Annotated in this window: 25 protein-coding genes and 2 pseudogenes; 19 read left to right on the top strand and 8 right to left on the bottom strand. The window is 33.5% G+C overall.

Annotated features, from left to right (window positions below; translation table 11 throughout):
- Nucleotides 1-40 precede the first annotated feature (40 nt).
- The 3 genes and pseudogenes from K5S59_RS00565 to K5S59_RS00555 all read left to right on the top strand — a co-directional run bounded on the left by K5S59_RS00565 (nt 41) and on the right by K5S59_RS00555 (nt 1,273).
- Nucleotides 41-211, top strand: a complete 171-nt coding sequence (locus tag K5S59_RS00565) for a DUF3951 domain-containing protein (protein WP_000243554.1) — start codon at nt 41-43, stop codon at nt 209-211.
- Nucleotides 212-297: 86 nt separating this feature from the next.
- Nucleotides 298-882, top strand: a pseudogene (locus K5S59_RS00560) (TetR/AcrR family transcriptional regulator).
- Nucleotides 875-1,273: a DUF5367 family protein gene (locus K5S59_RS00555; protein ID WP_120449804.1), complete on the top strand. Its 399-nt coding sequence runs from the start codon at nt 875-877 to the stop codon at nt 1,271-1,273. The pseudogene K5S59_RS00560 and the gene K5S59_RS00555 overlap by 8 nt, the downstream one beginning before the upstream one ends.
- A gap of 27 nt (nt 1,274-1,300) precedes the next feature.
- Here the strand turns inward: K5S59_RS00555 and K5S59_RS00550 are convergent.
- From K5S59_RS00550 to K5S59_RS00535, 4 genes and pseudogenes are all read right to left on the bottom strand, one after another.
- Nucleotides 1,301-1,559, bottom strand: a pseudogene (locus K5S59_RS00550) (hypothetical protein); the annotation flags it as partial.
- Between the two features lie 2 nt (nt 1,560-1,561).
- Complete coding sequence (locus K5S59_RS00545; protein WP_000727624.1) at nt 1,562-2,155, bottom strand: dienelactone hydrolase family protein; 594 nt, start codon at nt 2,153-2,155, stop codon at nt 1,562-1,564.
- Nucleotides 2,156-2,157: 2 nt separating this feature from the next.
- On the bottom strand, nt 2,158-2,493 hold the full coding sequence (locus K5S59_RS00540) for an antibiotic biosynthesis monooxygenase family protein (RefSeq protein ID WP_000426492.1): 336 nt from the start codon (nt 2,491-2,493) through the stop codon (nt 2,158-2,160).
- 179 nt (nt 2,494-2,672) lie between these two features.
- The gene (locus K5S59_RS00535; RefSeq protein WP_098259007.1) at nt 2,673-4,898 is read right to left on the bottom strand and encodes a glycosyltransferase; all 2,226 of its coding nucleotides are present in this window, start codon (nt 4,896-4,898) and stop codon (nt 2,673-2,675) included.
- A 284-nt stretch (nt 4,899-5,182) separates the two neighbouring features.
- Here K5S59_RS00535 and K5S59_RS00530 point away from each other — a divergent pair, with 284 nt between their 5' ends.
- The 4 genes from K5S59_RS00530 (at nt 5,183) to K5S59_RS00515 (ending at nt 11,961) form a co-directional block, all read left to right on the top strand.
- Nucleotides 5,183-8,518: an isopeptide-forming domain-containing fimbrial protein gene (locus K5S59_RS00530; protein ID WP_002071228.1), complete on the top strand. Its 3,336-nt coding sequence runs from the start codon at nt 5,183-5,185 to the stop codon at nt 8,516-8,518.
- Nucleotides 8,519-8,565: 47 nt separating this feature from the next.
- Entirely contained in the window at nt 8,566-10,227 is a 1,662-nt protein-coding gene (locus K5S59_RS00525) for a SpaH/EbpB family LPXTG-anchored major pilin (protein ID WP_120449807.1), read from the top strand.
- A gap of 90 nt (nt 10,228-10,317) precedes the next feature.
- Nucleotides 10,318-11,118: a class C sortase gene (locus K5S59_RS00520; RefSeq protein ID WP_000827786.1), complete on the top strand. Its 801-nt coding sequence runs from the start codon at nt 10,318-10,320 to the stop codon at nt 11,116-11,118.
- 21 nt (nt 11,119-11,139) lie between these two features.
- Nucleotides 11,140-11,961, top strand: a complete 822-nt coding sequence (locus K5S59_RS00515) for a class C sortase (RefSeq protein ID WP_002071230.1) — start codon at nt 11,140-11,142, stop codon at nt 11,959-11,961.
- Between the two features lie 56 nt (nt 11,962-12,017).
- Here the strand turns inward: K5S59_RS00515 and K5S59_RS00510 are convergent, their stop codons facing one another.
- Together K5S59_RS00510 and K5S59_RS00505 are read right to left on the bottom strand one after the other, a co-directional pair.
- Complete coding sequence (locus tag K5S59_RS00510; protein WP_001025745.1) at nt 12,018-12,197, bottom strand: H-type small acid-soluble spore protein; 180 nt, start codon at nt 12,195-12,197, stop codon at nt 12,018-12,020.
- A 66-nt stretch (nt 12,198-12,263) separates the two neighbouring features.
- Nucleotides 12,264-13,478, bottom strand: coding sequence for a helix-turn-helix domain-containing protein (locus K5S59_RS00505; RefSeq protein ID WP_000212374.1), 1,215 nt, complete (start codon nt 13,476-13,478; stop codon nt 12,264-12,266).
- A 119-nt stretch (nt 13,479-13,597) separates the two neighbouring features.
- On the opposite strand from K5S59_RS00505, the gene K5S59_RS00500 reads away from it, so the two are divergent.
- A complete protein-coding gene (locus K5S59_RS00500; protein WP_000503117.1) occupies nt 13,598-14,866 on the top strand; it encodes an MFS transporter in 1,269 nt (422 codons plus the stop codon).
- Between the two features lie 126 nt (nt 14,867-14,992).
- Nucleotides 14,993-15,517 (top strand): DUF4398 domain-containing protein, encoded by a 525-nt coding sequence (locus K5S59_RS00495; RefSeq protein ID WP_000736422.1) that lies wholly within the window; start codon nt 14,993-14,995, stop codon nt 15,515-15,517.
- Nucleotides 15,518-15,557: 40 nt separating this feature from the next.
- On the opposite strand, the gene K5S59_RS00490 is transcribed toward K5S59_RS00495, so the two are convergent.
- Entirely contained in the window at nt 15,558-16,451 is an 894-nt protein-coding gene (locus K5S59_RS00490; RefSeq protein ID WP_001050592.1) for a LysR substrate-binding domain-containing protein, read from the bottom strand.
- Nucleotides 16,452-16,613: 162 nt separating this feature from the next.
- Between K5S59_RS00490 and K5S59_RS00485 the strand changes: the two genes are divergently transcribed.
- Genes K5S59_RS00485 through K5S59_RS00465 form a run of 5 tightly spaced genes read left to right on the top strand, consistent with a single transcriptional unit; the run spans nt 16,614 to nt 22,405 of the window.
- Nucleotides 16,614-17,606 carry an ABC transporter ATP-binding protein gene (locus K5S59_RS00485; protein ID WP_000351782.1) on the top strand — a complete coding sequence of 331 codons (993 nt, stop codon included), beginning with the start codon at nt 16,614-16,616 and terminating at the stop codon, nt 17,604-17,606.
- Nucleotides 17,584-18,609, top strand: a complete 1,026-nt coding sequence (locus tag K5S59_RS00480; RefSeq protein ID WP_000714680.1) for an ABC transporter substrate-binding protein — start codon at nt 17,584-17,586, stop codon at nt 18,607-18,609. The genes K5S59_RS00485 and K5S59_RS00480 overlap by 23 nt, the downstream gene beginning before the upstream one ends.
- A gap of 12 nt (nt 18,610-18,621) precedes the next feature.
- Nucleotides 18,622-20,292 (top strand): ABC transporter permease, encoded by a 1,671-nt coding sequence (locus K5S59_RS00475; protein ID WP_000248141.1) that lies wholly within the window; start codon nt 18,622-18,624, stop codon nt 20,290-20,292.
- Nucleotides 20,289-21,551 (top strand): MBL fold metallo-hydrolase, encoded by a 1,263-nt coding sequence (locus K5S59_RS00470; protein ID WP_033656023.1) that lies wholly within the window; start codon nt 20,289-20,291, stop codon nt 21,549-21,551. The genes K5S59_RS00475 and K5S59_RS00470 overlap by 4 nt, the downstream gene beginning before the upstream one ends.
- Before the next feature lie 20 nt (nt 21,552-21,571).
- A complete protein-coding gene (locus K5S59_RS00465) occupies nt 21,572-22,405 on the top strand; it encodes a hypothetical protein (protein ID WP_000755323.1) in 834 nt (277 codons plus the stop codon).
- 52 nt (nt 22,406-22,457) lie between these two features.
- Here K5S59_RS00465 and K5S59_RS00460 read toward each other — a convergent pair whose 3' ends face one another.
- Nucleotides 22,458-22,880 (bottom strand): YfmQ family protein, encoded by a 423-nt coding sequence (locus K5S59_RS00460; RefSeq protein WP_097843285.1) that lies wholly within the window; start codon nt 22,878-22,880, stop codon nt 22,458-22,460.
- A 41-nt stretch (nt 22,881-22,921) separates the two neighbouring features.
- On the opposite strand from K5S59_RS00460, the gene K5S59_RS00455 reads away from it, so the two are divergent.
- The 5 genes from K5S59_RS00455 to K5S59_RS00435 all read left to right on the top strand — a co-directional run bounded on the left by K5S59_RS00455 (nt 22,922) and on the right by K5S59_RS00435 (nt 25,923).
- Entirely contained in the window at nt 22,922-23,038 is a 117-nt protein-coding gene (locus tag K5S59_RS00455; RefSeq protein WP_002011946.1) for a hypothetical protein, read from the top strand.
- Between the two features lie 65 nt (nt 23,039-23,103).
- The gene (locus tag K5S59_RS00450) at nt 23,104-23,265 is read left to right on the top strand and encodes a hypothetical protein (RefSeq protein ID WP_000109005.1); all 162 of its coding nucleotides are present in this window, start codon (nt 23,104-23,106) and stop codon (nt 23,263-23,265) included.
- Between the two features lie 141 nt (nt 23,266-23,406).
- Nucleotides 23,407-24,042, top strand: a complete 636-nt coding sequence (locus tag K5S59_RS00445; RefSeq protein ID WP_000098967.1) for a cupin domain-containing protein — start codon at nt 23,407-23,409, stop codon at nt 24,040-24,042.
- A gap of 97 nt (nt 24,043-24,139) precedes the next feature.
- Nucleotides 24,140-25,231, top strand: a complete 1,092-nt coding sequence (locus K5S59_RS00440) for a serine hydrolase (RefSeq protein WP_120449809.1) — start codon at nt 24,140-24,142, stop codon at nt 25,229-25,231.
- 50 nt (nt 25,232-25,281) lie between these two features.
- The gene (locus tag K5S59_RS00435; protein ID WP_098259193.1) at nt 25,282-25,923 is read left to right on the top strand and encodes a DUF3885 domain-containing protein; all 642 of its coding nucleotides are present in this window, start codon (nt 25,282-25,284) and stop codon (nt 25,921-25,923) included.
- Nucleotides 25,924-25,990: the final 67 nt, after the last annotated feature.

The raw sequence follows: 25,990 nt of genomic DNA, 5'->3' as shown, positions 1-25,990 counted from the left end.
GCGAAAAGTGTAATAACATGAACGATATAGGGGTGGTGTTATGGTACTTTTAACGATAGGCGCAATTTTGTTAACGTTGTTTATTTTCTTTATTATTGGCTTCATTACGTTTATGATGTTTGTTGATAAGGCGACACCTCAAATATATTACACACCTTGTGAATCAGTGACAGTGAAGAATAAAGGTAAACATAGAAGGAAGAAAAGTTGATTGTTGGCTTTTCTTCCTTCTGTTTTATCTGATTTTTCTGTATACTTTAAGTTAGTTATCCAACTAACTTAAAGGAGGTCGTAGAAGTGGCAAAACCGAATGTTGTTAATAAAGAGAAGCTACTAGAAGCAGCAAAAACAATTATTGCAGAGCACGGGATGGAAAAATTGACATTAAAAGCAGTTGCAGAAAGTGCTCAAGTTACACAAGGTACCGTATATTATCATTTTAAAACGAAGGATCAATTATTACTTGAAGTAACTGAATCGTTTTGTAAAGCGTCATGGGAACAAATAGGAAAGGATGTATAGTTAGAGAAGGCTTTACAGTCTGCGGAAAGTAGATGTGTGAAAGATTCAATGTATCATCATTTGTTTTTTCAATTAGTAGCTAGTGGATTAAAAAATGATGCGATGAAAGATAAAATTGGTGGATTGTTACATTATGAAAACCAAGAATTAAAAGGAGTGTTACATAAAAAAATAGGAGATACAATGACCTCTCAAATTTCAACTGAAACATGGAGCGTTTTATGTAATGCGTTAATTGACGGATTGGCATTGCAAGCATTATTCAATCCATCTTTTTCTACAGACAAAGTATATAGTGATTTATATATGCTCTTGGAAAAGCTTACAGTGCTACAAAAGGGAGGTAATGTCAGTGAATAATAGATTTTGGATTACCATATTATTTTCGATTGGCGTTTGGTTTTTTGCCTCTGCATTCTTCATTATTTTTGGTTCGTCCATTTTATTAGAATACACTTCAAATAGATTTTTTCTACAATTGACGTTTCTTGAATTAGGAACAGCTATAGCTTTATACTTTGTAATGTGGTTATACAAAAAACTGGATACTACGAAATATGCAGTTATTAAGTTAGGTATATGTGGTACAGTAATTGGTTTAATTTTAGATTCTTACATCTTATATAATTCTTCTAATCTATTCTCACAATTCTCCTCGCAGCAAATTATATCATTTATCATTTGGATGGTTATTGCTTATGCATTATATTTAACAATCCCTTTCGTCATGGAACGAAAAAAATTGTTGTAAAGAGGTATGTTATCCTCTTTACAACAATTACATCCCCGAAAGAACTAACAACAATAACCCAAATAGAAAACTAATAAAAGAAAGAAAACCGATATATATGGAGAACACACGATTGTTTCTCCATTCGCGCCAGAAAACGATACAACCTAAAATACAAAAAAAACCAAATGGGCAGGAATATGAATTCGCTAACTTTCTCAGGAAGTAACGTATAAAAAGTTGTTACATATAAGATGCAATTTGTAAAAAATAAAATACAAACGATAATAGATTGTAAGTGGGGGTAGTTCAAAAGATTGTTCTTGCAAGAAATGAATCTATTATATTGTATGCCTGTTTTGTAGAGTTCTCGCTATATTTTTCAGTGTACGGATTTAGAAATCCATGTTCACCGTGTAGTTGTTGTATTTCTAGTAAAGGATTATTTTGTTGCTGCAACGATTGAATGAAAGAAGATACTGAAAAACTAGCTTCTTTTTCAGGGAAAATAAGTAAGGTAGCACATGTTGGTTTTAAATGAATATAGTCACGTATACGGGAACCGTAACATCCGATAATAAAATCTATTTTCGGATTGTTACTACATAGCCATGAGATGGTAGCACCAACACTAAAGCCGATAAGTCCAATATGTGTGTAACGACTAGAAAGATGAGTAATAAATTCTTCAATTTGCTCTTTTCCATTATCAAATCCAATATGATTCATAAAAAAATGATATGCTTTTTCTTCATCACTGTAATGAAATGCAGGTTGCGCTTGTAGAAGATTAGGACAGAATACATCTATATGAGATGAAGTGAAGTGGTGGATAACGTGATGCATATGGTCGTTCACACCATATATTTCATGAACAGCAACGAGAGCTAATTTTTTCTTCATCGTTACAATGTACCTCTATGAAACTTAAATTCTTTCTCAACAAGGCATATACGCAGGTGGAAGTCTTCATACCATTGCTCACGGCCTCTTTTTTTCGCTTCTTTATGTAAGGCGTTTTGTTTCCAATTTTCAATTGCTTCAAGTGATTCCCAATAAGAAATGGTGATTCCGAGTCCTGCATGATCACGTGCACTTTCTACACCTAAAAATCCAGGTTGCTGTTTTGCAAGCTCCTCCATTTTGTCGGCAACGCTACTATAATCTGTCGTATCAGTTGATAAATGAGAAGTGAATATAACTGCATAATAATGATTCGCTTTTTGTGGAGCATTTTCCATAGGATTTTCCCTCCTTTTTTATAAATATTGTAGCATATAATGTTCAACTAATCGGACTTTTACAGGCAGCTTGACCCCACCTAACTTCATTGCCTTCACTGGACTTTGAGGCGGGGGTCTTACTGCCTAGCAAATAGCGGGTAAAAAAAGAAAAGAAGCACGAGGCTTCTTTTCTTTTTTTACGCTGTAAATTTTAATCCCGCATATATTTTACGACCCTTTTTTTGAATCCAACATACTTGAGCTTTTTTCTTTTGAATATTACGCTCATTCATTGTTACGTGTATAAATTGATCAATGGCGAGTGGGGTGTTCGTTTGTACTTGGCACCCACCGGAACTATAATCAATAATGGTCGCTTCAATTGGCATCCCGTTCATATGCAATGTTCCAGGAGCCATAAGTTCTTCACGTATATGTTGCCTACGAAATTGCCTTGGTGATTTCTTTGTGTTTTTTATGAAAGATGCAATTGCTAGTGTAAGAAATGCCTTATCGTACACCTTTTCCACCCGGTCATTAACAGGTTTACTAAATAGATGAAGAATGAGTTTACAATATTGCTCATGGGATACATCATCAAATGACACGCCAACTTGCACAGAATTTTCTTGTCTCCGGATCCATTTTTTCGTAATACTAATCTTTTTTACCTCTCCAAAAGATAATATATAGGAAGATAGACTTGATAAAGTTTCAAATGGGATGGAGGAATCTACTTCAAAACGTGCACCAGTTTCACTAATATCAAGAACACGGCAAGAAATGGTCATATCTTCTGCATATAATGTACCTGATAAATTAACGAAGAATCGTTCAGAGTTTCGGAAACGCGGTCTTTCAAATGCTACAAATAGTGAAGTGACAATAGCTATTCCGTTGTAAAGTACCCAGAAAATATTAATATATAAACTTTCTCTTTCAATATGATATTGTTCAGGGTATAAGAGCATAAGTGTAGCTCTTATAAGTGCAATTACTGTTAAAATGAGTAATACGAGGTGAGGGACACTTGCAATCCATAAAAAATGTCTCGTATTATTTTGGACGCCTTTTCTCGTTACATGAAATTGAAACTTTTTCCGTAAGAACGTTTCTGATAAAATAGCAAATCCCATATAAGGAGCCATTGCAACTTCATATACATGACTCCACGTTGTCGTTCGTTTTTTATTCGAAACAGCTTTGAAAATAAGCTGTGATGTTAAAAAGGCAGGTGCCCAAAACATAAATAAGTGCATAAAATTAATTTCTAAACTATAAATATCGAATACTAAAAATAATAGTGGTGCTAGTAAAAATACCATTTTATAAACGCCGAAAAACCAATAATGGATTCCATCTGCATATAAAAGACGCTGCATAAAAGATAATCCTTTTATAGTGAAAGGATTCCATTTTTTTACGACTTGAATGTTTCCTCTACACCAGCGATCACGCTGTTTCAATAAATCACTAAATGTTTCTGGAGATAATCCAACAGCGAGTGTTTCATTGACAAATATAGTTTCCCATTTGTTTGCTTGTAGTAGCATACCAGTTGCCATATCCTCAGTAATAACTCCAGTTGCAAATCCTCCAATTTCTTCTAGCGCAGTACGGCGAAATAGAGCGTTACTACCAACATACATCGTAGCGTTAAAACGATCTTTTCCTTCTTCTAATTGACGCATAAAGAAATCTTGTTCATTGGCGATATTATCTTCAAAAAATAAATTATATTGAAACGGATCAGCATTATAAAACACTTGTGGTGCTTGAACAAATACAACATTATTTTTAGAAAAATAACCAATCGTTCGCTCTAAAAAGTTAGCTCTTGGTACCATATCAGCATCCATTGTAACGATAATATCACCTGCCGAATGGGTCAAGGCATGATTTAAGTTTCCTGCTTTTGCATGCTTGTTTTCAGTACGAGTTATATAGTGAACAGAAAATTCACTAGCAAGATCTTTAACACTTTCCCGTCGGCCGTCATCACAAATGTAAATATTAAGCAACTCTTTCGGATAAGTAATCATTGTACAACCAGCGACAGTTCGTTTTAATAAATCGAGTGGCTCATTGTAAGTTGCGATAAAAATGTCGACAGTAGGTAATGTTTCGAAAGTAGATAACGGTACTTCTTTCCGTTTATACGGCTTCCATGAAATGATGCTGAAAACGATAGACTGTAAATAACCAGCCCACTCTGTAACTAACAATATAATACCGGCAATAATACTTATAAGATTAATAGTTGGTAACGAATAAAAAGTTCGCCAAATAAGATAAATGGCATTACTAACGAGAAATAGAATAATGAGCAGTTTCTTTGACCATAAATATTTGTGGGCGAGAGCATAAATAAAAATTATTAAGAGAAAAATAATGCTTAAACCTTCGTATATAGAAAGGTTCATCAAAAGCCTCCTTTATTAGTAAGGTATGGAATTATAAAACCTTTTACATTTATTTATAAAAATTTTGTAATTACTATCATACAGAATACCATAAAATAGATTAAAAGTAAGAAATTTCTATATTTATATTCAAAGTTTAGTTAGTATTAATCTGAAAATCTCTATATAAAAATGTATAAATAAGTAATAAATCACATATTTTGTTAACAAATCCTATGATTTATATTAGAATAATATATATAAAATATATATATATAATATGTTAGGAAGATATATTGAAGGAGGTGACCTCTTTGCACAGTTGGGGAAAAGAAAATAAAAAAATATTAAATGTATTTGTAGTTGTTATGAGTTTATTCTTGTTGTTATCTCAATTACAGTTTTTAAGTCCGATTGATAAGGTGAGTGCAGCGGTAACAGATGATGAGGGATTCGATAAACCTACATATCAATCTATTCATAAAGGTGATATGTATTCTACTGGGAATGTGAATTTGGGTATTAAAGCCACTGAAGCTCAAAAGAAAACGGCATTGTATTCGGATATTACATATACTTATGGGACAACACCGAATGGTTATACACGTGAACTCATTGATGTAGATGATGACCCAACAACTACAAATTCATCTAAGGCATACATCCCTGTTCCGGAGGATGCTGAAATTGAATGGGCTGGATTATATTGGAGTTCCACACGTTATGAATTAACACAACAGCAGTATGTAGCACCAGTTAAGTTTACTACTCCGACAGGAATGAGTTTTCCAGTAACACCAAGTTACACATATTACGGAAGTGGTTTACTATATAATTTTGGGATTAATGGTACGTATTATTCTAATTATGCAGAAGTTACCGACCTTTTGAAATCATCGAATGCAAAAGGTGGAAGCTATACTGTAGCAAATATTCCCTATCCAAATACAGGCGATGCATATGCTAGTGGTAAATATTCTTTTGCTGGCTGGTACATGCTAGTGATCACGAAAGATAAGTCAAAAACAAGAAAAGCATTTACTGTTTATGATGGCGGATTAAAAAGGGCTACTGGATCTGGTGAAAAAGAGTTTACCGTGAAAAACTTTATTGCTTCAAAAGCAGGCGATTTAGATCCAAAAGTTTCTGTTTTTGCTGTTCAAGGTGATAGATATTGGCAAGGTGATAAACTTTTTGTCCATACAGATAACACCTGGAAGGAAATTACTGATAAGTTGAATCCGACTGGTAATATATTCAATTCTACAATTTCTGAATATGAGGAACATATGCGAGATAAGTATCCAGGTACTTTTAATCCAGATTATAAAAATAATTTAGGAATTGATGCAGATTTAATTAAGTTACCAGCAGGATATATTAAACCAGAGCAAAAGGAAGTACGTTTAAAAGCTGCGACATCTGGTGATGACTATGTATTAAACACATTAGCCTTTGCGGTAAATGCAACAGCGCCAGAGCTTGATATTGAGAAATCAGTCGTTAATGTAAAAGAAAAATACGAACCCGGTGAAGAAATCGTATATCGATTGAAAGTAAGAAATATTGAGATGAATTCGAGTGCAGTTGATACAAAGATTACAGATGTTCTAGACCGTCGTTTAAACTTTATACCTGGATCGGTGAAAATTATTTCTGGCCCGAAAGCGGGGAATCAAACAGATCAAGTTGATTATGATGAAAAGACGAGAAAGTTAACGATTAGGATTGGTGAAGGAGCAAATGCTTCGAAAGGCGGAATTTATACGGATAAAACGCCTGAAACAATCGTTGAATTTAAGGCGACATTAAAAGGTAGAAAGGTAGAAAGTGAAATTCCTAATACTGCCGTTGTTCAAGGAATTGATGAGCTGACAGGAAGTAAAGTTGAAGATAACTCTTCTAATAAAGTAGTAGTTAAAGTATTACCCGAACGAGAAGAGAAACCTGGGAAGTTAGTAGCTACTAAACTAGCTAAAGATATAAACGGTGGTACGCTGAAAGTTGGCGACAAACTAGAATATACAATTCATACTAAAAATAGTGTGCCAGATTCTCTCTTAAAATCTGTTAAAATTACGGATAAACTTCCTGAAGGAGTAGAATATGTTCCAAATACGTTAAAGATAAACGGGAAGGAACAAACGGATGTTGAAGATGAAGATCATGCACATATAAAAGATGGAACGATTTATGCTCATCTCGGCGACCTTAAAGGTGAGGAAGAGAAAGCAATCACGTTTGAAGTGGTTGTAAAATCGGAGATGGCAAATAAAAAAATAAAAAACATAGCAATAGTTGAGACTGATAGCTCGAAAGATAAGGAGAAACCAGAAGTTGAAACGCCAGTTGATCCGTTGTCTGGACAACTAGAATCGAAGAAAGAGATTATTGGCATAAAGCAAGAAAAATTTCATGTCAATGATGAATTTGAGTATCAAATTAAAGCTCGAAATAAGGTGGAAAATGGGCTTATTAAAGATATGCGTCTAATAGATAAACTTCCTGAAGGTATAGAGTATATAGCTGGTAGTATGAAATTGAATGGGAATTTATTGACAGATGCAGTTGACGAAGATGAAGGATCTTATGAGGATAACACAATCAAAGTAAACTTTGGTGACGTGCTTGATACAGAAGAAAGAACGGTAACTTTTAAAGTGAAAGTTAGGCAAGACGCATTAAAAACGAAAGAAATTGAGAACATAGCGGTTGTTGAGGGGAAAACGCCAGATGATGAAGATTTACCACCACAAAAACCGAATGTAAAAACGAATGTGGAAGCAAAGGAACCTAAAGTAAGAAAGATGGTTTCGGATGCAGATGAAAAAGAAGTGGAAAAAGCGACATTACAAAGTATAGATGAAGAGTTTACATGGCATGTAAACTATAATTTTGGTAATGATGTTATGAACCTTGAAAAAGTAGTATTGCAGGATGACTTAGAAGATATTTTAACTATCTTACAAGTAAAACTTGTAAACAGCGATGGAGAAGAAATAGAAGTTATACCGCAAATAGATGAACAATTAAAGAAAGTAAGTATTGAGTTACCGAAGCGGGATGGAAATTATACTTATCTTGCGAATCAATCGTATACAATGCATATTAAGTCAAGACTAAACGATAATGTAGATGCAGATATACTAACGAAATACAATGAGAATGATGGTATTCCAAATAAAGCGGAATTACTGTTTGATCAGAAAAAATCCGCGTCAAATGAAGTATTCGTAGTACCACCAACATTAGGGAAGTTTGAGATTGAAAAAGTAGATGCGAACGATGAAAATCTCAAATTAGAAGGCGCGGTATTTCAAGTGATTAATAAAGATGGAAAAGTAGTATCTGAATTAACAACGGATAAAAATGGTGTAGCTATTTCTAATCCATTGCTAGTTGGAAAATATATGTTAAAAGAAGTACAAGCACCAGTAGGATATATGCTTATGAAAGAGCCAATTGAAATTCATGTGGCTAGCGATGTATCTACTAAAAAAATGAAAATAGTAAATCATAAAAATGAGTGGATTATCCCTGAAACAGGTGGCATAGGAACAATTGTCTTTTATGTAATTGGTGGAATATTGATGTTCATTACATCTTTCTTCTTCTTTAGAAAAAGAAAGGTTATGAAATAGATTAGTAGTTTGCAACAAAGGTAGACACAATAGGGGAGTGACGAATAATGAAAAGGATTTTTAGCTTATTATTAATATGTGTATTAGCTTTTTCTGCATTAATGAATATGACGGTTAGTGCTGAATCAAAAAGTACAGGTACTTTAACGATTCACAAGTTTGAACAAAGTAAAGGTTCTAAAACAACTACAGAAGGTAATGGAAAAGAAGGACAAACTATTCCAGAAGATGCAAAACCTTTAGAAGGTGTAACTTTTGAAATTAAACGAATTGAGTCATTTGAAAAAATTTCAAATGATGGAACTGTGATAAAAGAAGAAGCAAAACCAGTAAAAGACGCTACAATTACAAAGGTAACAGATGCGAAAGGGGAAGCTGTTTTTAAAGATCTTCCGCTAGGGCGTTATGAAGTAAAAGCAATTGAAGGCCCAAAACATATTGCATTGGATAAGACTACTTTTATTGTCGATATTCCAATGACAAGTGCAGACGGTAAAGATTTAAATTACGATGTTCATATTTACCCTAAAAATGAAACAAAACGTGGTTCAGTAGAATTCGTAAAAAAAGGTGAAGCCGGTCAAGTATTAAAAGATGCAGAGTTCCATTTATTTAAAAAGAATAAAGATGGAACAAGTACACAAGTTAAGACACCGAGTTCATTAGTAACAGGGGAAGATGGTAAAGTTCGTGTTGATTCGCTAGAATATGGAGATTATTATTATTTTATTGAGCATAAGGCTCCAACAGGTTATTTAACTAGTAAAGAGGAGCGTCCTTTCTCTATTAATGAATCTGGTGAAGTAGTTAAGCTGGACGATATAAAGAACTATAAAGAACCTACCATTACTAAAAGTATAAATAACGGTTCAAAAGTAGCTGGAATTAATAAAGAGACATATTATACGTATGATGTTAAAACATTACTTCCAGAAGATATTAAATCATATAAAAAATATGTCGTAACAGATATTTTAGATGATCGTTTGGAAATAAAAGGTCAACCAATTGCTATGGTTGATGGAAAGAAAGTTGAAGATGGTATTGTAAAAGTAGTTGTAGAAGGCCAAAAAGTAACTGCTACGATTGAAGATTTTTCAAAAATAAATGGAAAAGAGCTTCATTTACAAATTACTGCGAAAATTAAAAGTGATGTTCAAGCTGGAGTAGAAATTCCAAATAAAGCAGTACTAGATTTTGTAAACAAAGATGATGTTTCATCAGAAAAAGATGGAAAGCCATCTAATGAAGTAGTGGTTACACCAACTATGGGAAATATTAAAATTGAAAAAGTAGATGGTAAAGATAAGTCTCTGAAATTAGAAGGTGCGAGATTCGAATTACGAGATAAAAAGGGAAATGTTGTAACAGTAAATAAGAAAAAAATGGATGATATCACCGATGCAAATGGTATTATTACATGGAATGAAATCCCGTATGGTGAATATCAAATTGTTGAAACAGTAGCACCAAATTATAAAGATGAAGACGGTGCAGTAGAACAATATCAAAAATTAAGAGATCCGATTGATATTAAAGTTGATAAAGATCATAAAGTAATTGAGCTGCAAGTTGAGAATAATAAGAGCGGTTGGATTATTCCAGCAACGGGTGGTATGGGTACAATTCTCTTCACAGTAGTTGGTCTTATGCTAATGGTGACAGCAATGTTTATTTTCTTTAGAAAGAAACCCGAAAAGAATTCTTAATTCATATGTTTATAATATTTGAGTATGGAAAAGAGGAAAGGTATAAGCTTTCCTCTTTTCCACATTTTATCCGTAGTGAAAGAGGCTGTTATGAAACGAAATATTATTTTTGGAAGTATTTTTTTACTAGGATTAAGTATATTTCTCTATCCAACTGTAAGTAATTGGTTTGCAACAAGAACGCATTATTCTGAGGTAAGTATGTATGATGAAGCGGTAAAAAGGTTGGAAAAAGAAGAGATCGTTCGTAAAGAAGCAGAGGCACAAGAATATAATAAGAAGGTCCAAAATACGACGCAAACATTTTCAGATCCTTTTCGTGAAAAGGATGATGAACATAAAAGTTCGACTGTAGATATGTTAAATATTGGTGATGTTATGGGGTATGTCGAAATTCCGAAAATTGATGTAAACCTTCCTATTTATCAAGGAACGACTGAAGAAGTGCTAACCCGTGGAGTAGGGCAACTGAACGAATCTTCATTACCAATAGGGGGAGAAAGTACGCATACAGTTTTAACGGGGCATCGTGGTTTACCATCGGCACTTATGTTTACCAGTTTAGACAAAATTGAAAAGAATGATATATTTTATATTCATTCATTAGATAAGATACTTGCTTATCAGGTAGACCAAATAAAAGTTGTATTACCAAATGAAACGAAAGATTTATTAGTAGTACAAGGAGAAGATTATGCAACGTTAATTACATGCACCCCTTATGGAGTAAATACGCACAGATTACTAGTGAGAGGGCACCGAGTTCCATATGATGCTGGAGAAAAAGAAATGATTCCAAAATCTTTTATTATAGAAGATTGGATGATTGTTCTTCCTATTGTTCTTATTTGTATCATCCTTCTAATGATTTATTTGAAAAAACGAAAATAATATGTATTGTGTGGTGTGTGTGTGAGAAGGGGCTTAATAAGTTTAGTATTGTTCCTTACAGGGTTATCACTATTTCTATATCCATTGCTTGCTGATTATATAAACAATTATGTATATAAAACAAGAGTGATTCGTTACGAAAAGATGGTAGATAATTTAAAAGCAGAAGATGCCAATGAGAAATTTCGGAAGATGGAAACATATAATCGTTTGCTAGGAAAAACTACTTTTAAAATGAATGATCCATTTGTTCATGATATTGAAGTAGAGAATGAGCAGTTAGACTTTATAAACAAAAACGAGATGTTTGGTACGATTTCAATTCCAAAAATAAATGAGGAGTTGCCAATTTACTTAGGTGCAAATCAAGAAAACTTAAGTAAAGGAATAGGCCAAATTGAAGGGACTTCTTTACCAATTGGTGGAAAAGATACACATGCTGTATTGGCAGGGCATCGAGGCTATCATGGTGCGAAGATGTTTCGGCACCTGGATCAATTGGCTGATGGCGATATATTCTATGTCAATGTACTTGGAAAACAACTTGTTTATAAAGTAAGTGGACGTGAAATCATTAATCCAAATCAAGTTGAGAAATTGAGTGTAACAAAAGGACAAGATAGAGTTACATTACTTACATGTGAGCCATATACATCTAGTAAATATCGATTGTTAATATATGGTGAGAGGGTAGAAACAAATCAAAATGGACATGATTACAAAAGTGTAGTAGAAGTTAGGGGTCATGAAGCAAGGGATTTATTTGAGAAACTGGCTTTTGGCATAGTAGGTCTCATTATAATTTGTATAGGGCTGTACGGTTTATTAAAAAAGAAAAACTAGTGATGAAATATATAATATAAGAAAAATGCCACTTCAAAAAAATGAAGTGGCATTTTTTATATTTCCTCTAAGCTATTAACTGGAACCGTTAATTCGCGTCCTGGATTTTTAACTTCATATATGCGGGCGGTTTCGTTGCTTTCGTCGACGTGTTGAATTGTAACAGGCATGCCTTGAAAACTGACATGTGCTTGTTCTGATGACACAGAAAGCTCTTTTGCACGTTGAATATTCATTTATATTCCTCCCATCATTATTATCTTTGCTAAAAAAGAGGAATAATATACCATTTCGAGACATTCTTAAAGTTTTTGTATTATTTGTAATGTTTCTTTAATAAATGAAGAGAATATAGAATCCGGATACGATTGTATCATTTCATTTGCTTTTGTTGCTTCTTCAAGAGCTCTTTTTTTATCATTCAGTTTGACGTAACAAAGTGCACGATATGCACCTGCTGTTGTAAGCCACGATTGATCCAATGGATGGTTCATATAATCTGGTATAATACCACGTTCCAATGCTTCTAAAGCTTCTTCGTAACGTTTTAATCCGTATAAAGATTTTCCTTTTTCAAGATAATACAATCCGTCGTCTTGAAAAATGGGCTGATCTTTTAGTTTTTCTCGATATTGTTCTAGATGTTTTAATGCGATTGTATATTCATTAGTAATCGTGTTGTAGTAGTAGGCTTTTAAAATATTCGTCATCGCAATGGATAGAGTATCTTCTGTAAAAGTGGCAAATTGCTCAGATTTTTTTATGTAATATAAATAACGCTCTTTATCAACTGTAATGACTTTTTGGTAAGATAAAATCCGGTAAAATACATCTGTTTTATAATACACTTGATGTTTTTTTGAAAATGCGAGTGTTTCTAATATCGTTTCTTCACATTGTTCATAATCGCCACATGCTAGTAATATGATGGCTTCATATAAACATAAATCAATATGTATAATAAGATCCATTTCTAAATGTTTCTCTTCATAATCATTTCTAATATTAGATATAAGTTGTAAACATTCTGCATACTTTTTACGTGTGAATATCGCAAAAGATAATTTTAATTTTGTTTCCGTACTGTCTCGGTATAACTTATATTTTTCGAAAATAGAAACAGCTTTTTTTACGTAAGATTCAATGTTGTAATCTTTTATAATCACCGCAGCAGTTACGAATTGTTTGTATATACGAGCCGTATTTAAAGTAGAAGGGAGCTCTTTTTGAACGATAGGTAGTAAAGTCTCATACACTTCATCACATTTGTTTTCCTTTATGAGTTGCTCCATCTTTGTAATGAGTTCTACAATTTCTCCATCATCATCTTCTAATAAAAAACTCGCTTCACATTCAAGTTTTTCAGCGATATATTGTAATGTTTTCATGGAAGGTGTAGCTTTTCCATTTTCAATTTGACTAAGCATACTTTTTGTAAGTTTCGAACCTGCCAGCTCTGTTTGTGTAAGTTTTTTTTCTTTACGTAACGCTTTAATTTTTTCACCGAGAGTTGCCATATTATTGCTCCTTTATAATTGAAAAAGTTAAATTGTATTTAACTTTTTGTTGTAAAAATTAGAAAGTCGATTATATAATAAGTTTAACACAATTTAACTTTTAAGGGGAGAGAGTCATTATGGGAGATGTAAGTATAGGACAACATGATACAAGAATGAAGCTTGCAACAAGAAATATTATTTTAATGATGATTGGAAAGATGACGTCTTTATTAGGGGCAGGAATTTATACATTTGCCATGGGGTTATACGTTTTAAAGACTACTGGTTCAGGGATGGGGTTTGCAACTACACTCGTTTGTGGATCACTTCCAAGGATGATCTGTGGTCCGATTGCGGGTGCTGTAGCTGACCGTGTGAATCGAAAATGGCTTGTTATTGGCACTGATTTATTAAGTAGCTTAACGATGCTTATTATGTTTATTCTTGCTACTATATTTGGACCATCACTTCTTTTTATTTATGTTTCAGCAGCATTATTATCAATTTGTGCCAGTTTTTATTCTGTTGCATTAACTTCGTCTATTCCGAGTTTAGTAAATGAGGAACGTATTCAAAAAGCGAGTGCTTTAAATCAAACGGCAGCTTCTTTATCAAATATTTTAGGGCCAATTATTGGCGGAGTTGTATTTGGTTTCTTTTCCATTAAGTCGTTCTTTTTATTAAATAGTATTACGTTCTTTTTAGCGGTTATTTTGCAATTATTTATCGTATTTGATTTATATAAAAAAGAAATGGTTGAAAGTAAGGAGCACTTTTTGACGAGTATAAAAGAAGGTTTTTCATATGTAAAACGACAACATGAAATATATGGTTTAATGAAAATAGCATTGTGGGTAAACTTTTTTGCGTGTGGGCTAACCGTTGCACTTCCATATATTATCGTCCATACATTGCATTTATCTTCAAGGCAACTCGGTACTGTAGAGGGAATGTTAGCGGTCGGGATGCTAATGGGGGCGATTGCTTTATCAGTGCGTAAAGAAGTGAATAATCCGTTTCGTTCTATTTATACAGGACTGTTTTTGTTTGCAGGTTTAAGTTTATGTACAGTCTTCCCGTTGTTAGTTACGATTCCAAAAGTGGCAAGTTTTATTTACTATATTGCTTTTATGATGTTAACGGGTATAGCAATTATGATTGTAAATATTCCGATGCAAGTACATATGCAAAAAACGACAGATCCGAGCTACTTAGGACGTGTGTTTGGTCTACTTGAAACAATTGCTACTGCAATCGCGCCACTCGGTATGATTGTATATGGATTATTATTAGATATGTTGCCAACTAGTATTGTTATGATGACGATAGGTGGAGGTTTATTGTTAGTTGTATTAGTTGGAGTAAAGCAACATATGGCGAAAAAACAAGTAGATGTGTCGGCTTAAAAACAAGAAAATAATAAAAATTTGACTTATCATAATAAAAATGACCGAATTAGTATTTTAGTTTTTGAAACTCTTTTTCATGTGTGTTACAGTAAAGTGAGCAGGCAAAGAAAAGGAGAAAACATCATGAAAAAATTAAGTTTTGTTATGCTTTTTCTGTTAGTCGTAATGGCTGGATGTAGTAATTATGACACATATATTGATACAGGTATGCAATCATTGAAAGATGAAAAATATAGTGATGCAACGATGTGGTTTGATAAAGCGGAAAAAGAAAAATCAGGAAATGAAGCGAAATCATATAAAGAAATGGCCGAGAAAATGGATCACGGAGCAACAGCATTAAAAGATGGTAAGTATTTAGAAGCGAAAGACATTGCAAATGAAGTGTTGCAAATGAAAAAAGATGATGCACTTGAAACAGCTGTAACACCAAATGCAGAGAATATGCTTCAAAAAGCAAAAGATGTAGAAGAGAAAGTGAATGAAAGAGTAGCAAAGCGGAGAAAAGTAGAAGAAGAAGGAATCGATAAACTCATTAAAGCTGTCGATAGTATAGATGATGTGAAAGAAAAAGAGAAAAAAGTTTCAGAAGCATTAGATAAGGCTGAAGAGGCACAAGCAAAAATTGAAGCGAAGAAAAATAAATAGAGTTATAGTTTAAAAGGCTGTCGTGCATAACGACAGCCTTTTAATTTTTTGCGGCATAAGAAGTGATGTTATGTAGTAAAAAAGAAATAATTTTAGAATTCCATCTGTCCTCATGATGAATCGTATAAATGTTACGTTGAAACTCAAATCCAGGGATGGGTATGTAGCATAGTTCATTTCGGTGTACTTCTTGTTCAATAGCGAGTTTAGAAATAAAAGCAACTCCATTACCGTATTTTAAAATTTGTTTCATCGTTTCTAATGAATCTAATTCAATTTCAGATTGGAACGTAATGTTATGTTCTAACATCCATTGCGTAAGTAAATCTCTCGTTGTAGATGGGTTACGATGCAATAGTATACGTTCTTTTTCGATATCTTGTAATGATATATTTTCTTTTTTTGAAAAATGATGTTCTTTTGAGAAAGCAAGAACAAGTGTATCAGGTATTATTTTTGTTTCTTTTAAAAGTGATTCATCAAACGGTGCCGCAGAAATTACCCCGAGATCAATTTCATGATTTTGTAGCATCGTTCGAATTTCAGGAGCTGTTTTTACCATAATTGTTATTTTTATATTTGGGAATTCGCATTGAAATTGGTGAATAATTTCTGGTAAAAGATAAGTCGCTGGTACATAACTAGCGCCAATTGTTATAGCACCTTTATGAAAATCTTTAAACTCTTGTGTGACCCGCCTAGCTTCTTTCATAAGTGCATCTATTTTACAAGCATAATGATGCAATGCCTCACCAGCCTCTGTTAAGAAATATCTTCCGGAACGTAATTCGAATAAAGGCACACCGAGTTCCTCTTCTAAACTTTTTATATGGAATGTAATAGTAGGTTGTTTAACACCAAGTTTTTCTGCAACAATCGTAAGTTTTTTATATTTCTTAATAAGCACTACAATTTCTAATTTTAAGAGATTCATTATGAGTTGCCGCCTTTTTTATTTTAACTATAGAAAAAATCTATAGAAATAAATAGTTTATTAGAAGTTTTTTAATTTAATCTTTACAGTACATTAACATTCAGTATAAATCTTCCAGATAGAATGAAAGCAGGTTAAGAGTGAGAGGAGAGAGGTGAAACGATGGATATTAAAATTCATGGATTAGAAAAGATGTTTGGAAAAACGCAGGCGTTAAAACCGTTACAGATTGTCATGAAACAAGGTGAATTCACCACACTGTTAGGACCTTCTGGATGCGGGAAAACGACTTTACTTAGAATGATTGCAGGACTTGAAGAGCCAGATAAAGGTGAAATATATTTTGGAGATACGTGCATGTATTCTTCAACCAAAAAAATAAGAACATCTCCTCATGAACGTAATATCGGGATGGTATTTCAAGATTTTGCTTTATGGCCGCATATGACTGTATTTGAAAATGTTGCATTTGGTTTAAGGGCTACAAAGCAAACGAATCAATTACGGGAAAAAGTAGAAGATGCAATAAAGCGAGTTCGCCTGCAAGGGATGGAGAAAAGATATCCGCATGAACTCTCTGGTGGACAGCAGCAACGTGTCGCATTTGCGAGAGCGATTGTAACAAAACCGCATTTTATTTTGTTTGATGAACCGCTGAGTGCACTCGATGCAATTTTGCGAGAAGAAATGCGATTAGAGCTTATGGATATCGTTCATTCAATCGGTTTAACGGCATTGTATGTCACGCACGACCAAACAGAAGCGATGTCAATGTCAGACCAAATTATTGTCATGAAACAAGGAGAAGTATTACAAAAAGGAACACCAGAAGACATTTATGTGAAGCCATCTCATGAATTTGTTGCAAAATTTGTTGGTAAAGCCAATTGGCTTGTAGAGGGGAAACAAATGGTTCGTCCAGAACATGTAAGTTGGACGAAAAATGAAGTGAGCGAAATGTATACAGGTGAAATTCAGCACGTTACATATGTAGGAGAACGGTATGAAATGAAAGTAAACATGGGTGTACTTGGGATATGGACAGCTTATCACAATAGTAAATTAAGCATCGGTAAACCAGTATCGTTATATGTGCCAAAAAAATGTATTCATCATATAGGGGGAGAATCGTATGAAGAAATTCAGTTCGCTTAAGTCTTTATTTGTATGTACTTTATTATTTTCAGCTGTAGTAACAGGGTGTAGTTCAAAGACAGGAAATGCAGATGCAAAAAGTAAAAATACGAATGAAAAGAAAATTGTTGTATATAGTGCAGGACCAAAAGGATTAGCAGAAAAGATTCAAAAGGACTTTGAAAAGAAAACAGGTATAAAAGTAGAAATGTTTCAAGGAACAACAGGTAAGATTTTAGCGAGAATGGAAGCTGAAAAGAAAAATCCAGTCGTTGACGTAGTCGTACTTGCCTCATTACCAGCGATGGAAGGATTAAAAAAGGATGGGCAAACGTTAGCTTATAAAGAAGCGAAACAAGCTGATAAGCTTCGTTCTGAATGGTCGGACGATAAAGGACATTATTTCGGATATAGTGCTTCAGCGTTAGGAATTGTGTATAACACAAAAAATGTGAAGACAGCGCCTGAAGATTGGAGTGATATAACGAAAGCGGAATGGAAAGGAAAAGTGAATCTTCCAGATCCAGCACTTTCAGGTTCAGCTTTAGACTTTGTAACTGGATACGTGAAAAAGAACGGGAAAGATGGATGGAATTTATTTGAACAGCTTAAGAAAAATGAAGTTACAGTAGCGGGGGCAAACCAAGAAGCATTAGATCCAGTTGTAACAGGTGCAAAAGATATGGTCATTGCGGGTGTTGATTATATGACGTACAGTGCAAAAGCAAAGGGTGAACCGGTTGATATTGTTTATCCAAAAAGCGGAACAGTTATTAGCCCGCGTGCAGCAGGGATTATGAAGGATAGTAAAAATGTAGAAGGTGCAAAAGAGTTTATTGATTATTTATTATCAGAGGATGTGCAAAAACAAGTTGCTAAAGCGTATTTATTACCGGGCAGAACAGATATAAAAGCTGAAAATAGACCGAATGTAGAAGAGATTCCAGTATTACATATTGATTGGAAAACAGTTGAGAAAGAACAAGATGAAATAGGAAAACAATTTAAGAAAGTATTTCAATAAGATGGTGATTACATGGTAAATCGATTCGTATCAGTACGGCAAATTGGAATGACGGTAGCGCTGTTACTTGTGGCGATGTTAATCGTCATTCCGCTTTTTCTCATTTTATTTTCTAGTGTATATGAAAATAGTAGTTGGAATTTTTTAAAGCCTTTTGAAGTGATGCAGAATGGTGGGTTAGCTGGGATTTTTCTAAACTCGATGCTTTTAGGTGTACTCGTAGTAATAGGAGCAACCATATTTGCATTTCCATTAGCGTTCATTATGAGCAAAACAGATGTTGGAAAGTATAGTAAATTGGATATTGTTTTTATGATTCCATTTATGACACCGCCGTATATTGGATCGATGGGCTGGATTTTGTTCATGCAACCGAACGGCTATTTCGAGCAGTTTTTCCCGATGCTAAAGACGATTTCATCTTCGTTTTTCAGTTTAGGTGGTATGGTTTTAATTATGAGTCTGCATTTATTCCCATTTCTTTACTTCATGTTGAAAAACACGTTACTTCAAATTGGGAGTAGTAAAGAAGAAGCTGCAGCAGTTCATGGTGGAGGCTTTTTCTACCGTTTAAGAAAAATAATATTGCCATTATTAGTTTCAAGTTATGTAATGGGTGCTTTACTTATTTTCGTAAAGACGATTGCTGAATTTGGAACACCGGCTACATTCGGACGTAGAATAGGATTTCATGTATTAACATCAGAGATTCATAAATTTATTTCGAGTTGGCCGATTGATTTTAGTAGTGCAACAGCATTATCTTCTTTATTGCTTAGTGCATGTATGCTCATTTGGTATATGCAAAATGTATTGAATCGAAAGTATTCATATGCAATGGTTAGTGGAAAAGGCGTGAAATCTAAAAGGTATACTTTGTCTATATTTACAAGGGTTGTAGCATGGTTTTATGTAATTGGTTTATTAATTGTATCAATTGGGATCCCGTATTTTTCTATACTGATTGCTTCTTTGTCAAAATTAAGAGGCGGCGGCTTACATATAAACAACTTTACAACGAGCCATTATGAAGCATTGTTTACAATTGGATCTCCAGGATTAGAGGCTTTATGGAACAGTTTTCTTTTTTCACTTATAACAGCGATTATTGCTGCTACTATTGGAGTCTTTTTGGCGCTTATGATTCGAAAAGGGAAAAAGTCCTCTGAAAAGTGGCTTGATATGTGCGGTATGTTACCGAATATGGTACCAGGAATCGTGATGGTTGTAGGGCTTATTTTATTTTGGAATTCACCCTATATGCCCCTGTCAATTTACAATACACCCGTCATGGTTATCGTAACGTACGTCGTTCTTTTTTTACCTTATACGGTGCAGTATGTAAAATCATCGCTCGGGCAAATTGATGATTCTCTTGTACAGGCAGGAAGTATTTTTTCTGGGAATTATATTTATATTTTTAGAAAAATAATATTACCTCTTATTATCCCGGGCATTCTTGCTGGATGGGCGATGACATTTACAATCTCGATAAGAGAGTTAGTAGCATCGCTTCTCGTACTACCTCCATCAGTAGAAACGTCAGCAACATTTATTTTCGCTCAATTTGAACAAGGAGAAGTATCTATTGGGATGGCGATGGCTGTCGTTTCAGTTGGACTTACAACAGTATGTTTATTACTTCTGCAACATATGGAGCAAAAACGAAAAGGGGTAGCATGATGAGGATAGAAGTATGGGGAGGAGCGGGGGAATATGGTCGTTCCTGCTACTTCGTAAAAAATAAAGAGACGAAAATAGTATTTGACTGTGGTATTAATCGGTCATATGAGGATAGTTATCCAAAAATAGAGAGGGAAGTTGTACCATTTTTAGATGCAGTATTTTTATCACATATTCATGAAGATCATACGATGGGATTACCTTTATTAGCAAAGTATGGATATAAGAAAAAAATTTGGACGACTCGTTATACGAAGGAGCAACTTCCCGCTTATTATGAAAAATGGAGAAACTATAATTTGACGCAAGGTTGGAATGTACCTTATAACGACCAAAATGTTAAAGATTTAAATTATGTATATATTGATGAGATTAGTAATCCAAATGAATGGATACAGATTACTCCTACATTGCGTTTTCAATGGGGGTATAGTGGGCATGTATTGGGGGCTGTTTGGTTTTTAGTGGACATGAGTCATACATATGTATTTTATTCTGGCGATTATTCAGCAGAGTCTAACATACTACGAGCTAATTTACCTGAGAAGTTGCGCGGCGATATAAAAGTCGCAATCGTAGATGCCGCTTATCATACTGATGATGTTTCGCAACACGAACGAATAAACGAACTGTGTACAGAAATTGAACGAGTTGCGCAAAAGAAAGGAATAGCATTATTGCCATTGCCACCGCTTGGTAGGGCGCAAGATATCGTATTGTATTTGTATAAAAAATATAAAGAACTTCCCATTATAGTAGATCAAGAAATTTTGGATGGATTCCAAGAGATGTTCGTATATAAAGATTGGATCAAAAATAATGAAGAACTTGAAGGGCTTATGGAGAGTTTAAAAAGAAACATAATCGTTATGGATCATGACGTCGGTACGCAAAATAGTTATGGAATAGTTGTAATGAGTGATGCGAATATGCAAACGAAACGAGCGCAGTTATATTATGAACAACTGCGATATGAAGAACGAAATTCCATTATATTTACTGGACATATTGCTAAAGGGAGTTTTGCATACAAAGTTTTGAAAGAACGTGTAGGTAAAGAATGTAGGGTGAAGCGAGTTCCATATAAAGTTCACCAAAGTATAAGAGATGTGAAAGAGATGTTAAATACATTATTACCAGAACATACGGTGTTAGTACACGCTTTAAAAGAGGATACGGATCGTTTGCAGGAAAAGCTTAGCATAGCAGGGTATGAAAATGTGTATTCACTTACTATGGAGCGTATAGAAGTCATTTAAAATGTAAAGGGGATCGGTATATGAAAAAAGTATTTGTATTCGTAAGCATTTTCTTTTGTTGTTTCCTTTATAACGTTAAGGAAGGGTTTGCTGCCAGTCCGATGACACCTAGTTTTGAAGTGAAATTATTATTAAAACCAGAACAAGTATTAGGTTATAACAAAGAGATAAATCAAGAGGTACTCGAATATTTCAAGGCTGGTACAAATTATGAAAGAATACAAGTGCAATTTTTAGATACGGCAAATAAAAATTTAAGTAATGAAGGTTGGTTTGCGAGAATTCGAAAGAAAGAATTTAGTAAAGATTTTGAGCTAACATATAAAAAAAGATATCCCATTCAAAATGGTGTAATTCAAGATGCACTAGAAGTGGCTAAAAAGGATGGATTTGATAGTAAAACTGATAACTATGAGGCAGAAATAGATTGGGGATTTGAGAAGAAAACGTTAAGTATTTCAAATAAGAAAAGCTACAGTGCTAAAGGGTATGGAGTACTTGATTTACCAAACGAACGAGATGCTCAAAACATGTTAATAGAAAAGTTGCCAGGGAAAATGAACAAATGGTTGTATACGAATTGGGGAGAAGAAATGCTCAACAATTCTCGTATTTACGGTCCTGTATTAATGAAACGGTATACAGCTGAATTTGAAAATATTAAAACGAATATTGAAGTTTGGCCACTAAGTAATACAGGGAAAATAGAAGATGATTTCGTAATAGAAGTATCGTTTAAAACAAAAGAGGAAAGTATCGCAACAAAACAAAGAGAATTATTAATGAAGAGTTTAGAACAAAAAGGATGGTTGTTACCGAAAGATAGTTTGAAGACAGAGCTTATTTTTCAGTGAATAGTAAAAAGGAATCCATATTCCATGGATTCCTTTTTCTAATATATGAGTATTAAGCTAAATCAGCTGACACGAACATATCATTATTTTGAAGGTTTTTAGAGCGTAAACTATAAGCAACTACTTTCTTTTTATGTTGCTTTACAACATCAACATGCTCTTCATGACTATAAATGTAAAAGATAAAATCTTTTTTACCACGTTTTGCATTGATAATTAAAGGCGTGCCCTCATTGTGTGGCGGTGCATAATAGCGATCTAAAAATAAACCTTCGTTAAAATCATGAATAATTTTGGATTTTTGTTCGCCTTCTAAGTTATTTCCATTGATTGTAACAGTCGCATTCTCTTCTTCAAGTTGCGGATGTGTTTCGTACTTGCTAATAATGGATTCAATAACAGTGTTAGGAAGGCTCGAAACGATAATTTTAAATGCTCCAAATACAACTAACATAACAATAAACCAAGTCGTCATAGTATATCATCCCCTTTTTCCTATTAAATAATATAACTCATATGGTAATAGTACATATGGTGAAGTTTTGTATAATTTGTGAAAAATATGCCATTTTTACGAATGAAATATTAGAAAAATCAATTTTGTTACAAAAAGTTGAAATCGAAGTATTTTAAGAGAAAAAGGTTTATAATAAAAATATAACTAATAACCACATTACTAATTATAAGGAAGTGTAACTATGAGTACTGTAACAATCGTGTATGGTATTATTCTTTCCACAATTATCATTTTATTTTTCGTTGGGGTTTCACGTTATATTCATAAATGGAAAGAAGGCGTTGCGAAATTAAATCACATTGAAGAAGAACTTAGTGATTTAATGTTACATCATGGTAAGTAAAAAATGTGAAGAATATCACAAAACATGCTCTCCTTATGAAGGCATGTTTTTTTGTTATATGAATGATAGGCACATTCATACATTTTTTCCATACGATACAGTATGAAACTAGAAATGTTCGGAGTGGAAAAGAGGGATAAAATGAGTAGTTCAGGTTATGTTCCAGATAATAAAAATTTAAAGAAAAGTTCAGGAACTCCAAACCTTTTCTTTGATTCGAGAAAAAATATCTTTTTTAAAAGGGATGAGAAAAACGTTGCATATGAAGTTACGTCAACGCAGTTACCAGCGATGATAGGTGGAGCATTTGTTGATTTATTTATGACGAAAGGGCATATGCGAGAACCGCATTGGCATCCGAATGCGTGGGAGTTGGATGTTGTAGTATCAGGAGAAGCAGTTACATCCATTTTAAATCCCGAAACGAATCAATTGCAAAATTATCATGTAAAAGCGGGGCAAACCGTCTTTATTCCAATGGGATGGTGGCATTGGATCACAGCGGTAACAGAAGAAGTACAATTACATTTGTTCTTCAATAACGATCAGTTTGAAACAGCAGAAGGATCAGACATACTTAGATTAACACCGCCAGAAGTATTTCAAGCTGCATACGGTGTAAGTGCGGAAAAATTAGGGAAGGACCTTTCGCCAATTAAGGAGTCAGTTGTAATTGGTCCTCCTAACTCCAATCGATTAAAAGGTTTTAAAGAAAGTGACGACTCAAATATAATTGTTACGTTAAATGGACAAATAACATCATGTGAAATAGAGTAACTCTTTCTTTTTTAGGAAGAGTTACTCTGTTTTGTATAATTTTGTAATTGTATTCGTTATAATCATATAGAAGGGAATTTAGTAAAGGGGGCACATTGTGAACATATTAAAGATTATAGGAATTGTTGCAGGAGTTATTATAGTAGCCGTTATAGCTTTCTTTTTTATTATGAAGTACTACTTGTCAAAAGAAGATCCGGATTACGTATTAAAGTACATAAAAGAACATAAAGGTGATAAAACATGCTCATTACTAATTAGAAAAAATGGGGAAGTATTAACATCTATAAATGAAGATGTAAAATTGCCATTAGCGAGTATGGCCAAAATTGTAATAGCAGTTGAATTTGCTAAGCAAGTGTCAGAAGGAAAAATAAGTCGTGATGAACAAATTTCATTGCAGGAGCTAGAAAAATATTATGTTAAAAACACTGATGGTGGAATGCATCCTGACTGGTTAGAAGATGCTAAAGCGAGAGAATTAGTGAAAAATGGACAAATCGCTTTAGAAGAAGTCGCTAAAGGGATGATTCATTATAGCTCTAATGCAAATACAACATATTTGTTAGATAAGCTTGGAATAGAAAGGGTAAATGATAGTTTAAAAGAATTAGAGCTTACTAGTCATGACAAGTTCTCTTCGTATACTGCTTCACTATATATGAGAGGGTATGTAGAAAAAGAGCTTCATGAGCCAGAAAATCGATCGTTAGAAATGATACGTAACATGTCAAAGGATGAGTATAATAAGCATGTTTTACAAATTCATGAATGGATGAAAGATGAAGAAGAATGGAAAAAACGGGATATCCCCTTAAAAGTAGATATGGAATTTCAGCGAATTTGGTCAGATCGATTAGTGGGTGCAAAAGCTAAAGATTATATGAGTATAATGGAAAAAATAAATAGTAGAAAGTATTTTCCAAAATCAATGCAAGAAGAAATCGAGAACATTTTCAAAGGAACAGTTAAAAATAGTAAGTTCGAATATGCTGGTCAAAAAGGTGGTTCTACCGCATTCGTATTGACAAAAAGCTTGTATACTACAGATAAAAAAGGTAATAAGGTAGAAGCTGTCATTATGTTTAACGATATAGAAGATCAAGTTGTATACCAAAAGCTGAGAAATAATGTAGATTATTTTATTCGAGACATTATAACAAGTGAGGAATTCAAAAATAAATTATAATAGAATAATTTTATTATGTAAACAAGATGCTATTAAAGGTAGGTGTTGAGATGAGGTTGAATGAGTATATGCTTGAAACGTTTCCAAATTTAGAACTTAGACCACCTCTATTTTATAATGGGGATATTGGTATTCGCTTTAGATTAGGTGTGAACTATGATCGCAATAACATTTATGAAAACTGCCCATATTTAGAAGGCGTTTATAATAGAGCGATTACTTTATTTCAGTCTTTACATGCAACAGAAGATGATATTTATATCGTAGTGGATGTAAATGACTATGCAGACGGTGAAACTTTCAAACACAAATTGAATATCTTTTCTAAGTATGTAAAAGAGAAGTCCGATTTGTTTAAGTTACAGAAAAATACAATCCCTTATATTTTTCCAGAAGACGATGAAGACGGGGTATATAAAACTCATAGATATTCTTTGAAATGTAAAGTTTCAGACTTGAAATACATTCCTATGCTAAAAGCAATTTGTAATCAAGATATGGGAATAAAACCGTGTATTTTTCATAGGGTGTATTTCATAAATATTAACAAGAATACTATATTTCACGTTTATGATGATAGGGGTTGTGATGTATTAGCTACCTCTCCTAATGCAATTAGAGGTATTTATCATACATATAATGATTGGATATTAGAATACGACAGAAATAAAATTGATAAAGTATTTAATTGAATGTAGTCTATTTTAAATGAGGGAAATACCATAGAGGTGTTTCCCTTTTATTAATATGAAAATCAAC

The sequence above is a fragment of the Bacillus sp. BML-BC051 genome (genome assembly GCF_019656175.1).
Lineage (GTDB): Bacteria > Bacillota > Bacilli > Bacillales > Bacillaceae_G > Bacillus_A > Bacillus_A mobilis.
This window is presented reverse-complemented; position numbering and strand designations above follow the sequence as displayed.

Bases quoted from the DNA above. Each gene is read 5' to 3' on its own strand.
- K5S59_RS00565 (WP_000243554.1), top strand. From the start codon at position 41: ATGGTACTTTTAACGATAGGCGCAATTTTGTTAACGTTGTTTATTTTC.
- K5S59_RS00545 (WP_000727624.1), bottom strand. From the start codon at position 2,155: ATGAAGAAAAAATTAGCTCTCGTTGCTGTTCATGAAATATATGGTGTG.
- K5S59_RS00540 (WP_000426492.1), bottom strand. From the start codon at position 2,493: ATGGAAAATGCTCCACAAAAAGCGAATCATTATTATGCAGTTATATTC.
- K5S59_RS00535 (WP_098259007.1), bottom strand. From the start codon at position 4,898: ATGAACCTTTCTATATACGAAGGTTTAAGCATTATTTTTCTCTTAATA.
- K5S59_RS00525 (WP_120449807.1), top strand. From the start codon at position 8,566: ATGAAAAGGATTTTTAGCTTATTATTAATATGTGTATTAGCTTTTTCT.
- K5S59_RS00520 (WP_000827786.1), top strand. From the start codon at position 10,318: ATGAAACGAAATATTATTTTTGGAAGTATTTTTTTACTAGGATTAAGT.
- K5S59_RS00510 (WP_001025745.1), bottom strand. From the start codon at position 12,197: ATGAATATTCAACGTGCAAAAGAGCTTTCTGTGTCATCAGAACAAGCA.
- K5S59_RS00505 (WP_000212374.1), bottom strand. From the start codon at position 13,478: ATGGCAACTCTCGGTGAAAAAATTAAAGCGTTACGTAAAGAAAAAAAA.
- K5S59_RS00500 (WP_000503117.1), top strand. From the start codon at position 13,598: ATGGGAGATGTAAGTATAGGACAACATGATACAAGAATGAAGCTTGCA.
- K5S59_RS00495 (WP_000736422.1), top strand. From the start codon at position 14,993: ATGAAAAAATTAAGTTTTGTTATGCTTTTTCTGTTAGTCGTAATGGCT.
- K5S59_RS00490 (WP_001050592.1), bottom strand. From the start codon at position 16,451: ATGAATCTCTTAAAATTAGAAATTGTAGTGCTTATTAAGAAATATAAA.
- K5S59_RS00485 (WP_000351782.1), top strand. From the start codon at position 16,614: ATGGATATTAAAATTCATGGATTAGAAAAGATGTTTGGAAAAACGCAG.
- K5S59_RS00480 (WP_000714680.1), top strand. From the start codon at position 17,584: ATGAAGAAATTCAGTTCGCTTAAGTCTTTATTTGTATGTACTTTATTA.
- K5S59_RS00475 (WP_000248141.1), top strand. From the start codon at position 18,622: ATGGTAAATCGATTCGTATCAGTACGGCAAATTGGAATGACGGTAGCG.
- K5S59_RS00470 (WP_033656023.1), top strand. From the start codon at position 20,289: ATGATGAGGATAGAAGTATGGGGAGGAGCGGGGGAATATGGTCGTTCC.
- K5S59_RS00465 (WP_000755323.1), top strand. From the start codon at position 21,572: ATGAAAAAAGTATTTGTATTCGTAAGCATTTTCTTTTGTTGTTTCCTT.
- K5S59_RS00460 (WP_097843285.1), bottom strand. From the start codon at position 22,880: ATGACGACTTGGTTTATTGTTATGTTAGTTGTATTTGGAGCATTTAAA.
- K5S59_RS00455 (WP_002011946.1), top strand. From the start codon at position 22,922: ATGGTAATAGTACATATGGTGAAGTTTTGTATAATTTGTGAAAAATAT.
- K5S59_RS00450 (WP_000109005.1), top strand. From the start codon at position 23,104: ATGAGTACTGTAACAATCGTGTATGGTATTATTCTTTCCACAATTATC.
- K5S59_RS00445 (WP_000098967.1), top strand. From the start codon at position 23,407: ATGAGTAGTTCAGGTTATGTTCCAGATAATAAAAATTTAAAGAAAAGT.
- K5S59_RS00435 (WP_098259193.1), top strand. From the start codon at position 25,282: ATGAGGTTGAATGAGTATATGCTTGAAACGTTTCCAAATTTAGAACTT.